The sequence below is a fragment of the Micromonospora arborensis genome (assembly GCF_003205615.1).
Lineage (GTDB): Bacteria > Actinomycetota > Actinomycetes > Mycobacteriales > Micromonosporaceae > Micromonospora > Micromonospora arborensis.
Genome location: NZ_PYBV01000033.1, coordinates 16,881 through 28,544 on the forward strand (window position 1 = coordinate 16,881; position 11,664 = coordinate 28,544).

Sequence of the window (11,664 nt, forward strand, 5' to 3'; positions counted from 1 at the left end):
AAGCAGTGAGCACGGATGACGAGGCGCGCCCGGCGGCTCGGCTCACTGTCCTGGCTGGACCTTCGGGTTCCGGCAGGGAGAGTGTCGTCGAGCTAGTCCGGGCGCGTTCTCCGTCCGTGTGGATCCCGGTGCCGGCAACCACCCGGCCGCGCCGGGAGACGGAGATCGACGGGGATGACCGGGTCTTCCTCGCCCCCGCCGAGTTCGATCGTCGGCTCGCCCTCGGCGAGCTGCTGGAGTGGTCCCGGATCGGCAGGTACCACCGGGGCACTCCGTACCCACCGCTGCGCGCCCGGCTCGACGCCGGGCAGCCGGTGCTGCTCCCACTCGACCTGCCCGGCGCCCCACTGATCCGGGCGCGTCTGCCCGATTCGCGGCTGGTGCTGCTGAGCCCACCCGGCTACGAACCCGACGCCGCCATGTCGGCGGCCTTCGAGCACACGCTGACCCATGACCTCACCGAACGGGTGGTCAACGAGCTGGTAGGCTTACTCGGTTCTTCTTATCCGGATCCGGCCCGGCCGCGCGTGCGCGGCTGACGGCCGGCCGCCGTTGAGACTCAGCACCGCGTCCGCGCGGCTCGAAAGACGCAGAGGTTAATTCGTGGGATCCATCGCCAACCCCGAAGGCATCACCAACCCGCCGATCGACGAGCTCCTCGAGAAGACGACGTCGAAGTACGCGCTGGTCATCTTCGCCGCCAAGCGCGCGCGGCAGGTCAACGCCTACTACAGCCAGCTCGGTGAGGGTCTGCTGGAGTACGTCGGCCCGCTCGTCGAGACCACCCCGCAGGAGAAGCCCCTCTCCATCGCCATGCGTGAGATCAACGCGGGCCTGCTCACCGCCGAGCCGACCGACCAGCCGTAAGCCCTCGCCGGCCGATGTCCGCCTCGATCGTCCTCGGGGTAGGCGGCGGCATCGCCGCCTACAAGGCGTGTGAGCTGCTGCGACTCTTCACCGAATCGGGTCACCGGGTTCGGGTCGTGCCGACCGCGTCGGCGCTCCGGTTCGTCGGAGCGCCGACCTGGGCAGCGCTCTCCGGCCAGCCGGTCGCCGACGACGTCTGGACCGACGTCCACGAGGTGCCGCACGTCCGGCTCGGTCAGCAGGCCGACCTGGTGGTGGTCGCGCCGACCACCACCGACCTGCTCGCCAAGGCCGCGCACGGGCTCGCCGACGACCTGCTGACCAACACCCTGCTGACCGCCCGCTGCCCGGTGCTGCTGGCCCCGGCCATGCACACCGAGATGTGGGAGCACCCGGCCACCGTGGCCAACGTCGCCACGCTGCGCGCCCGGGGCGTCCGGGTCATCGAGCCGGCCGTCGGGCGGCTCACCGGCGTCGACACCGGCAAGGGCCGGCTACCCGACCCGGCGGAGATCTTCGCCGTCGCCCGTCGGGTCCTGGCCCGGGGCGACTCCGCCCCCGCCGACCTGGCCGGCCGCCGGGTGGTCGTCACCGCCGGCGGCACCCGGGAACCCCTGGACCCGGTCCGCTTCCTCGGCAACCGCTCCTCGGGCAAGCAGGGTTACGCGTTCGCCCGCGCGGCGGTCGCCCGGGGCGCCCGGGTCACCCTGGTCGCGGCCAACGTCTCCCTCGCCGACCCCGCCGGTGTCGACCTGATCCGGGTGGGCACCACCGCCGAGCTGCGGGAGGCGACGCTGAAGGCCGCCGTCGAGGCCGACGCGGTGGTGATGGCGGCGGCTCCGGCCGATTTCCGCCCGGCGACGTACGCGCCTGGCAAAATCAAGAAGTCGGACGATGGTGTCGCGCCCACCATCGAGCTCGTCACGAACCCGGACATCGCGGCGGAGCTCGGCCAGCGCAAACGACCGGAGCAACTGCTCGTGGTGTTCGCCGCCGAGACCGGTGACGCCGAGGCCAACGGCCGAGCGAAACTCGCCCGGAAGCGGGCCGACCTGATCGTCATCAACGAGGTCGGTCCCGACCTGGTCTTCGGCGCCGACACCAACACGGTGACGGTCATCGGCGCGGACGGCTCGGTCAGTCGACTCCCCGAGCAGTCCAAGGAAGCCGTGGCCGATACCGTCTGGGATCTCGTCGTGGCGCGGTTGCCCGTCCGCTCCTGACGGGTGGAACAGAGCGCGACCGGTCCCTACACCGGCCGCAGTGGTGATTAGACTGCCGCGGAACGACCTCACACGCTTAGGAGTGCCGTGACACGCCGCCTCTTCACGTCCGAATCGGTCACGGAAGGCCACCCGGACAAGATCGCCGACCAGATCAGCGATGGCATCCTCGACGCGTTGTTGGCTGAGGATCCGCACAGCCGCGTGGCGGTGGAAACCATGATCACCACCGGCCAGGTGCACATCGCCGGTGAGGTGACCACCAAGGCGTACGCCGACATCCCGACGATCGTCCGCCGGACCATCCTCGACATCGGCTACGACTCGTCGAAGAAGGGCTTCGACGGCGCCTCCTGCGGGGTCAGCGTCTCCATCGGCGCGCAGTCCGAGGACATCGCGCAGGGTGTGGACAACGCCTTCGAGTTGCGGACCGGTGCGTCGGAGAGCGCGCTGGACGCGCAGGGCGCCGGCGACCAGGGCATGATGTTCGGCTTCGCCTGCTCGGAGACCCCCGAGCTGATGCCGCTGCCGATCGCCCTCGCCCACCGGCTGTCCCGCCGCCTCGCCGCCGTACGCAAGGACGGCACGATCCCCTACCTGCGGCCGGACGGCAAGACCCAGGTCACCATCGAGTACGAAGGGCTGCGCCCGGTCCGGCTGAACACCGTGGTCGTGTCCAGCCAGCACGCAGCGGACATCTCGCTCGACTCGCTGCTCACCCCGGACGTGCGCGACCACGTGATCGCGCCGGAGCTGGAGAGCCTCGGTCTGGACACCGACGGCTACCGGCTGCTGGTGAACCCGACCGGCCGGTTCGAGATCGGCGGCCCGATGGGTGACGCCGGGCTGACCGGCCGCAAGATCATCGTCGACACGTACGGCGGGTACGCCCGCCACGGCGGTGGCGCGTTCTCCGGCAAGGATCCGTCCAAGGTGGACCGTTCGGCCGCGTACGCGATGCGCTGGGTGGCCAAGAACGTGGTCGCCGCCGGTCTGGCCGAGCGGTGTGAGGCGCAGGTCGCCTACGCCATCGGCAAGGCGCACCCGGTGAGCCTGTTCATCGAGACGTTCGGCACCGAGACCGTGCCGGTCACCTCGATCGAGAAGGCCGTCGCCGAGGTGTTCGACCTGCGTCCGGCCGCCATCATCCGGGACCTCAACCTGCTCCGCCCGATCTACCAGCAGACCGCCGCGTACGGCCACTTCGGCCGGGAGCTGCCGGATCTGACCTGGGAGAACACCGACCGGGCCGCCGACCTCAAGTCGGCCGCGGGAGCCTGACCGCCACCAGGCGTAGCGACCGGCGACCCGCGGACGGGTCGCCGGTCGCGCGCGTCTGCGTGGACGTCGGACTGGCGCATCTGGACCGGCCGTTCGACTACCTGGTGCCGGCGGAACTGGACGACGTCGCGGTGCCCGGCACCCGGGTGAAGGTGCGCTTCGCCGGGCAACTCGTCGACGGATGGCTGTTGTCCCGCGCCGACGACTCCGGGCACACCGGCCGCCTCGCGTACCTGGAGAAGGTCGTCTCGCCGGAGCCCGTGCTGTCGCCCGAGGTCGCCCGGCTGGCCCGCGCGGTCGCCGACCGGTACGCGGGCAGCCTCGCCGACGTGCTCCGGCTCGCCGTGCCGCCCCGGCACGCGCGGGTGGAGAAGGAGCCCCGCGACGAGCAGCCCACCCCGGTGGCCGCCGAGGCGGCCGAGGCGGTCGACCCCCGCGGGTGGCGGGACTACTCGACGGGCCCGGCGTTGCTGCGCGCGCTCACCGACGGCCGGGCGCCCCGCGCGGTCTGGTCGGCGCTGCCCGGCGAGGACTGGGCGGCCCGCTACGCCGACGCGGTGGCCGCCACCGTCGCCGGCGGCCGTGGCGCGGTGGTCGTGGTGCCCGACGCCCGCGACCTCGACCGGCTGGACGCCGCCCTCACCGGCGTGCTCGGCCCGGGGCGGCACGTCAGCCTCTCCGCCGCGCTCGGGCCGGCCCGGCGCTACCGGGCGTTCCTCGCCGCCCGCCGCGGGCAGGTGCCGGTGGTGATCGGCACCCGGGCGGCGATGTTCGCACCGGTGGACCGGCTCGGCCTCGTCGCCATCTGGGACGACGGTGACGACCTGCACTCCGAGCCCCGATCCCCCTACCCGCACGCCCGCGACGTGCTGCTCACCCGCGTCCAGCTCGCCGAGGCCGGCGCGCTGGTCGGCGGGTACGCCCGCACCGCCGAGGCGCAGCTGCTGCTGGAGACCGGCTGGGCCCGGGAGGTGGTCGCCGAACGGGCGACCGTGCGGGCCCGGATTCCGGCCATCGCGCCGACCGGCGACGACCCGCAACTGGCGCGTGACCCCGGGGCCGCCACCGCCCGGCTGCCGAGCCTGGCCTGGACGGCCGCCCGCGACGCCATCCGAGCCGACCTGCCGGTGCTGGTGCAGGTGCCCCGACGCGGCTACCTGCCGTCGATCTCCTGCGCCGAGTGCCGCACCCCGGCCCGCTGCGCGCACTGTGCCGGCCCGCTCGCACTGCCGTCGGCCGGCGGCACCCCGGCCTGCCGGTGGTGCGCGCGGGTGGCCGCCGCGTACGCCTGCCCGGAGTGTGGGGGGCGGCGGCTGCGGGCCGCGGTGACCGGCGCCCGGCGGACCGCCGAGGAGCTGGGCCGGGCGTTCCCCGGCGTGCCGGTACGCACCTCGGGCCGCGAGGAGGTGCTGACCGAGGTGCCCGGCGGCGCGGCCCTGGTGGTGACCACGCCCGGCGCCGAGCCGGTCGCCGAGGGTGGCTACGGCGCGGTGCTGCTGCTCGACTCGTGGGCCCTGCTGACCCGGGCCGACCTGCGTGCCGGCGAGGAGGCGCTGCGCCGCTGGACGGCGGCGGCGGCCCTGGCCCGCCCGGCGCCGACCGGACGGGTGGTGGTGGTCGCCGACGGCGCGCTCGCCCCGGTGCAGGCGCTGCTGCGCTGGGACGCCGCCTGGTTCGCCGGCCGGGAGTTGGCCGAGCGCCGGGAGCTGGGTTTCCCCCCGGCCGTCCGGATGGCGAGCGTCACCGGCGCGGCCGAGGCGGTGGCGGACCTGCTCGCCGCGGCCCGGCTGCCGGCCGACGCCGAGGTGCTCGGGCCGGTGCCGGCCGACGAGGGGCGGGAGCGGATGCTGGTCCGGGTGCCCCGGGCCCGGGCCGCCGCGCTCGCCGAGGCGCTGCACTCCGCCGCCGGCGCTCGCGCCGCCCGCAAGGCCGCCGACCCGGTTCGTCTCCAGGTCGACCCACTGAGCCTGTTCTGACTCCCCCGGGGGCCGACGCCGGCAGGCCCCTGTTTTCGCAGGTGTCGAGGTCGGCGGGCCCGGTCCCGGGGGTGGCTCCCGCACACCGCGTCCGGCAGGGCGGTGGCGTCGGAGTGGTAGCATCGCCCGTCATGCCGAGGCGTACGACGGCTCCAGGTCGCGACGGAGCGTCTGCCGAGCCGAGCTGGAGTTCGCCGCAGGATGGTGCGGCGATAGCGGGAACGCGTCGCTGGGACGCGATGTCGATGATGTCTGTGAGCCGGTGATCAGGGGTGGACCAGTCGTGACCGTTGGACAATCGATCGTCTTCAACGGCGACCTCGGCAGCGGCAAGAGCACCGTGTCGGTCGAGATCGCCAAGCGGCTCGGGATGCGCCGGGTCAGCGTGGGAGACCTCTACCGGGAGATGGCGCAGCAGCGGCAGATGACCGCGCTGCAGCTCAACCTGCACGCCGAGCTCGACCAGGCCGTCGACGGCTACGTCGACCAGCTCCAGCGGGACATCGCCGCCTCCGGGGAGCCTCTGATCATGGACTCCCGGCTGGCCTGGCACTTCTTCACCGACGCGCTCAAGGTCCACATGATCACCGAGCCGGGTGAGGCGGCCCGGCGGGTGCTCGCCCGCCCTTCCGGTCCGGCGGAGAGCTACGCCACCCTGGAGGAGGCCAAGGCCAAGCTCCGGGAGCGCAGCGCGAGCGAGCGCAGCCGGTTCATCATCCGTTACGGCGTGGACAAGGCCCGACTGCGCAACTACGACCTGATCTGCGACACCACCCGGGCCTCCGCGGCCGAGGTGATCGAGCACATCGTCGCCGCGTACGAGGGCACGCTCGGCGCCGAGGTGCTGCGCGACGGGCCGCCGTTGCTGCTGCTGGACCCGTCCCGCGTCTACCCGACCGAGGACATCGCCACCCTGCGCGGTCTGTGGGACACCGACTTCGTCGGCGACGTGGCCGAGGCCGGCGACGAGGCCCTGGAACCGCTGAAGATCGGTTTCACCGGCGAGTACTTCTTCGTCGTCGACGGCCACCGCCGGCTCAGCGCCGCCCTGCAGAACGGCTTCTCCCTGGTCCCCGCCCAACTGGTCGCCGAGGTCGACGAGCCGGTGGTGGGCGGGATGAGCGCGATCGACTACTTCGCCGCTCAGGTGCGTCCCGGCCTGGTCTACGACTGGGAGGCGGCCCACAAGATCCAGCTGCCGCTGCCCGAGCCCGCGCTGCTCCGCGGCGACGCGGTGCTCGCCGGGGACCCGGGCGCCAACGCCTGACGGATCGTTCCCCGCGCCGGCGTGAACCCGGCGCAGGGCGGGCCCGCGTCCACGGGGGCTGCCGAAAGTCCCCGGCGTCGCAATGATGGAGCCTCCGACGTACCGACGGAGGAGGCCCGCCATGGACGCAGCCGAGGCGATGACACTGCTCATGTCGCCGCAGGGGCGCATCGACCCGTACCCGACGTACGAGCGGCTGCGGGCGCACGGGCCGGTCGTGCAGGCCATGCCGGGCCTGTACGTGGTGACCGGTTACCCGGAGGTGGACGAGCTGCTGCGCGACCCCCGCCTCGGGGTGCTCGACGACGAGCGGCGCGATGAGGTGTGGCCGAACTGGCGGGCGAGCCCCGCCGTGTCGTCGATCGCCCGTTCCATGCTGCGGACCAACCCGCCCGATCACAGCCGGATGCGCCGGCTCGCCTCCGGCGCGTTCAGCCCGCGCCGCGTCGCCGGGATGCGCGACGTGGTGCACGCCCAGGCCGTGGAACTGCTCGACGCGATGGTGGCCCGCGCCTCCGACGGTGAGCCGGTCGACGTGCTGGCCGACTTCGCGTACCCGCTGCCGGTGGGTGTGATCTGCGCGCTGCTCGGCGTGCCGGCGGCGGACCGGCCGATGTTCCGCCGCTGGGCCGGTGACCTGACCGGGGTGCTGGAGCCGGAGATCACCGCCGAGGAGTTGGCCGTCGCCGACGCCGGCGCCACCGAGCTGCGCGACTACTTCGTCGAGCTGGTCGTCGACCGGCGGCGGGCGCCGGCCGACGACCTGACCACCGCGCTCGTCCAGGTGCACGACGCCGACGGCGACCGGCTCACCGGCGCGGAGTTGCTGGCCAACCTGATGGTGCTGCTGGTCGCCGGCTTCGAGACCACCACCAACCTGCTCGGCAACGGCCTCGTCGTGCTGTTGGGTCACCCCGAGGCCGCCGCCGCGCTGCGCGCCGACCCCGATCTCGCTCCGGCGTACGTCGAGGAGCTGCTGCGCTTCGACTCCCCGGTGCAGCTGACCACCCGGATCAGCACCGCGCCGGTGCGCTGCGGTGGGGTCGACCTGCCGGCCGGCAGTGCCGCGTTGCTGCTGCTCGGCGCGGCCAACCGGGATCCGCGACGCTTCGCCGACCCGCAGCGCTTCGACCCGACCCGGGACCAGGCGCACCCGCTCTCCTTCGGCGCCGGCCCGCACTACTGCCTCGGGGCCGGCCTGGCCCGGCTCGAGGCGCAGCTGGCCTTCCCGCTGCTGCTGCGCCGCCTGCCCGAGCTGGCCCTGGCCGGGACACCCCGGCACCGCACCCGGCTGACCCTGCGCGGTTACCAGAGCCTGCCCGTGACGCTGGGCACACCGGCGGTGGTCGATCGAGGTACGCCGGCCGGCGCGCCTCCGAGCACTCCGTAGACTGGTACGGCACCGCCCGTCCGCCTGTCGAAGGAGCCATCCCGCGTGACCGTCCAGCCCATCCGTCTTTTTGGGGATCCGGTGCTGCGCACGCCGGCCGATCCGGTGGTCGACTTCGACGCCGAGCTGCGTCGGCTCGTCGCCGACCTCACCGACACGATGCGTGAGCAGAACGGCGCCGGCCTGGCCGCGCCGCAGCTCGGCGTGAGCCTGCGGGTGTTCACCTTCGACGTCGACGACGTGCTCGGCCACCTGATCAATCCGGTGCTCGAGTTTCCCGACGAGGAGGAGCAGGACGGCCCGGAGGGCTGCCTGTCGATCCCCGGGCTCTACTTCGACACCAAGCGTCGGCAGAACGTCATCGCCAAGGGCTTCAGCTCGTTCGGCGACCCGATGCAGATCGTCGGCACCGGTCTGATGGCGCGCTGCGTCCAGCACGAGACCGACCACCTCGACGGGGTGCTCTTCCTCGACCGGCTGGATCCCCAGGGGCGCAAGGAGGCCATGAAGGCGATCCGCCAGGCCGAGTGGTACGACGAGGCGGCCCCGCCGACGGTCAAGCTGAGCCCGCACATCAGCGACCCCTTCGGTCTGGGGCGGTGACCCCGATGCGCGTGATCTTCGCTGGTACGCCGGCCGTCGCCGTTCCCGCCCTGGCCGCCGTCGCCGCCTCCGGGCACGACCTGGTCGCCGTGGTCACCCGGCCCGACGCGCCCGCCGGGCGTGGGCGTGGCCTGTCCCGCTCCCCGGTCGGCGAGTGGGCCGACGAGCGGGGCGTCGAGGTGCTCACGCCGGCCCGCCCCCGCGACCCCGAGTTCCTCGACCGGCTGCGCGAGCTCGCACCGGACTGCGTGCCGGTCGTCGCCTACGGCGCGCTGGTCCCGCCGGCTGCCCTGGAGATCCCCCGGCACGGTTGGATCAACCTGCACTTCTCGCTGCTGCCCGCGTGGCGTGGCGCCGCGCCCGTGCAGCACGCCGTGCTGCACGGTGACGAGTTGACCGGGGCCAGCGTCTTCCAACTGGAGCAGGGCCTGGACACCGGCCCGGTCTACGGCACCCTCACCGACGAGATCCGTGCCGCTGACACCTCCGGTGACCTGCTGGAGCGGCTCGCCGAATCCGGTGCCGGTCTGCTGGTGGCGGTCCTCGACGCGATCGCCGCCGGCACCGCCCGGGCGGAGCCGCAGCCTGCCGACGGGGTGTCACTGGCACCGAAGCTGACCGTGGACGACGCGCGGGTGCGCTGGAGTGACCCGGCCTTCGCCGTGGACCGTCGGCTGCGGGCCTGCACCCCGGCCCCGGGCGGCTGGACGACGTTCCGGGGCGAGCGGGTGAAGCTCGGCCCGGTCGTGCCGGTGCCCGACGGCCCTGAACTGAAGCCGGGGGAGTTACTGGTGGAGAAGTCCCGGGTGCTGGCCGGCACGGCGACCGTGCCGGTGCGTCTCGGTGAGGTCCGCGCCGCGGGCAAGCGGGCCATGGGCGCGACCGACTGGGCGCGCGGCGTCCGGGTCGGCACCGGAGAGGACTTCGCGTGACGGCCCCGGAGGGAACACGCCCGATGCGCTCCGGCCCGTCGGCCGGTCGTGGCGGGGACCGCCGTCCGGTCCGGCCACCGATGGACCGTCCGCGCCGGGCGGCGTACGAGGCGGTCGCCGCGGTGCACCGCGACGACGCGTTCGCCAACCTGGTGCTGCCCATCATCCTGCGCGAGGAGGGGCTGTTCGGCCGGGACGCGGCCTTCGCCACCGAGCTGACCTACGGCACCCTGCGCCACCTGGGCACGTTGGACGCGATCCTGACCGACGCCGCCGGCCGGGACGTGGCCCGGATCGACCCGCCGGTACGCGACGCGCTGCGGCTCGGGGCGTACCAGTTGCTGCACACCCGGGTGCCGCCGCACGCGGCGGTCTCGTCGACGGTGGACCTGGTCCGGTCGGTCGCACCGGGCGCCACCGGCTTCGCCAACGCGGTGCTGCGTGAGGTGTCCACCCGCGACGCGGACGCCTGGGTGGCGAAGCTCGCCCCATCGATGGAGACCGACCCGGTCGGGCACCTGGCGTTGGCGTACAGCCACCCGCAGTGGATCGTGCGGGCCTTCTCCGAGGCGCTCGGCGGCGATCTCGGTGAGACGGCCCGTCTCCTGATCGAAGACAACGAGCGCCCGCCGGTGCACCTGTGCGCGCGGCCCGGGCTGATCGACCCGATCGAGCTGGCCGACCAGGTCGGCGGTGCGCCGGGCGCCTTCTCTCCGTACACCGTCTATCTGCCCGGCGGTGCGCCGGGCGACGTGCCGGCGGTGGTCGACGGGCGGGCCCACGTCCAGGACGAGGGTTCCCAGTTGGTGGCCGCCGCGCTCGCCGACGCACCGTTGGACGGCCCGGACGGGCGTTGGCTGGACCTGTGCGCCGGTCCGGGCGGCAAGGCCGGTCTGCTCGGCGCGTTGGCCGCGCAGCGTGGCGCGCGGGTGACCGCGGTGGAGGTGGCCGAGCACCGGGCCCGGCTGGTCTCCCAGGCGACCCGGGGTCTGCCGGTGGCCGTGCTGGCCATGGACGGCCGCGACGTCGGTGCCGACCCGAAGCTCCCGGAGCAGCACTTCGACCGGGTGCTGGTGGATGCCCCGTGCACCGGGCTCGGCTCGCTGCGTCGCCGGCCGGAGTCGCGCTGGCGCCGGCAACCGTCCGACCTGCCGCCGCTCACCCGGCTGCAACGGGAGTTGCTCGGTGCGGCGCTGCGGGCGGTCCGTCCGGGTGGCCTGGTCGCCTACGTCACCTGCTCGCCGCACACGGTCGAGACGCACGTGACGGTGACCGAGGCGGCCCGCCGTAGTGGGGTTCCGGTGGACTTCGTGGACGCCCGGCCGCTGCTGCCGGCCGGCATGCCCGGTCTGGGTGACGGACCGACCGTGCAGCTCTGGCCGCACCGCCACGGCACCGACGCGATGTTCCTCGCCGTTCTGCGTCGAGGCTGAGTCGGGGAGGGTCCCGTGTCGAGGTTGGCGTTGACACGGGACCCTTCCGTTCTTCAAGCTCGGGTTCTGGGCGCCACCCGGACAACGCTCGCTCCCAGAGCGCTTTCCTCGCCTTGCTGTACGGAAGTGATCAGGTTGTAGTAGCCAGGCGACGCGTCCTCGGCGATTGAGATGAGACTGACGGGGCGTTCGTCAGACGCGCCGGAGGGCCGCACCAGGGGAGCCTCGAACGTCACCACTCCTGCAGCGGGCTGAGCCGCACTCGTCGCGGCATCCTTCAAGTCGTCGACACCCGCATACGGGCCGGTCAGACGCGCAGCCAGTTCGACCTGCAAGGGCTTCGCGGCGGGGTCGGTCCCCGGCTTGACCGTCCAGTGAACCGTCAGTTGCTGGCCGGGCCGGTAAACCGTGTCGACGTCCAAGCTATCGCAACACGTGTACGTCATCGGGGTGTTTGTCGTGGTGATGGACGGCTCGGGGCCACAGCCTGATAAGACCGGCGGAGCCAGGCAAGCAACAACCACCAGTCGCCACGCTCTCATGAGCGTGATCGTAGCTTCGTGGATCTAACGGTGTTTACGGCCAGGCCTGCCAGGCGTTGTGCCTGGCGGGGCGCGCCGACATTGCTCAGCCAGCGGGTGTCGGTGACCGGTGGCAGAGGTGCTCGTTTCCGCCTTTGCTCTGCTTCCACC

The 11,664-nt window shown here is 73.3% G+C and carries 11 protein-coding genes; 10 read left to right on the forward strand and 1 reads right to left on the reverse strand.

Annotation, left to right across the window (positions count from 1 at the left end; translation table 11 throughout):
* Positions 1-5 precede the first annotated feature (5 nt).
* The 10 genes from C7C45_RS24490 to C7C45_RS24535 all read left to right on the forward strand — a co-directional run bounded on the left by C7C45_RS24490 (position 6) and on the right by C7C45_RS24535 (position 10,972).
* Positions 6-539, forward strand: a complete 534-nt coding sequence (locus tag C7C45_RS24490; RefSeq protein WP_110566058.1) for a nucleoside/nucleotide kinase family protein — start codon at positions 6-8, stop codon at positions 537-539.
* Between the two features lie 64 nt (positions 540-603).
* On the forward strand, positions 604-867 hold the full coding sequence (gene rpoZ / locus C7C45_RS24495) for a DNA-directed RNA polymerase subunit omega (RefSeq protein WP_007075826.1): 264 nt from the start codon (positions 604-606) through the stop codon (positions 865-867).
* Between the two features lie 14 nt (positions 868-881).
* Entirely contained in the window at positions 882-2,090 is a 1,209-nt protein-coding gene (coaBC, locus tag C7C45_RS24500) for a bifunctional phosphopantothenoylcysteine decarboxylase/phosphopantothenate--cysteine ligase CoaBC (protein WP_110566059.1), read from the forward strand.
* Between the two features lie 87 nt (positions 2,091-2,177).
* Complete coding sequence (gene metK, locus C7C45_RS24505; protein ID WP_110566060.1) at positions 2,178-3,371, forward strand: methionine adenosyltransferase; 1,194 nt, start codon at positions 2,178-2,180, stop codon at positions 3,369-3,371.
* Positions 3,368-5,347, forward strand: a complete 1,980-nt coding sequence (locus tag C7C45_RS24510) for a primosomal protein N' (RefSeq protein WP_110566061.1) — start codon at positions 3,368-3,370, stop codon at positions 5,345-5,347. Before metK ends, C7C45_RS24510 begins: the two co-directional genes overlap by 4 nt.
* 283 nt (positions 5,348-5,630) lie before the next feature.
* Positions 5,631-6,614, forward strand: coding sequence for an AAA family ATPase (locus C7C45_RS24515; protein WP_110566062.1), 984 nt, complete (start codon positions 5,631-5,633; stop codon positions 6,612-6,614).
* 121 nt (positions 6,615-6,735) lie between these two features.
* Entirely contained in the window at positions 6,736-8,004 is a 1,269-nt protein-coding gene (locus tag C7C45_RS24520; RefSeq protein ID WP_110566063.1) for a cytochrome P450, read from the forward strand.
* Between the two features lie 45 nt (positions 8,005-8,049).
* A complete protein-coding gene (def, locus tag C7C45_RS24525) occupies positions 8,050-8,607 on the forward strand; it encodes a peptide deformylase (protein ID WP_208641302.1) in 558 nt (185 codons plus the stop codon).
* A gap of 5 nt (positions 8,608-8,612) precedes the next feature.
* Positions 8,613-9,539 (forward strand): methionyl-tRNA formyltransferase, encoded by a 927-nt coding sequence (fmt, locus tag C7C45_RS24530; RefSeq protein WP_110566109.1) that lies wholly within the window; start codon positions 8,613-8,615, stop codon positions 9,537-9,539.
* Between the two features lie 23 nt (positions 9,540-9,562).
* Complete coding sequence (locus C7C45_RS24535; protein WP_167454822.1) at positions 9,563-10,972, forward strand: RsmB/NOP family class I SAM-dependent RNA methyltransferase; 1,410 nt, start codon at positions 9,563-9,565, stop codon at positions 10,970-10,972.
* Positions 10,973-11,025: 53 nt separating this feature from the next.
* On the opposite strand, the gene C7C45_RS24540 is transcribed toward C7C45_RS24535, so the two are convergent.
* Positions 11,026-11,394: a hypothetical protein gene (locus tag C7C45_RS24540; RefSeq protein WP_244200548.1), complete on the reverse strand. Its 369-nt coding sequence runs from the start codon at positions 11,392-11,394 to the stop codon at positions 11,026-11,028.
* Between the last annotated feature and the right edge of the window lie 270 nt (positions 11,395-11,664).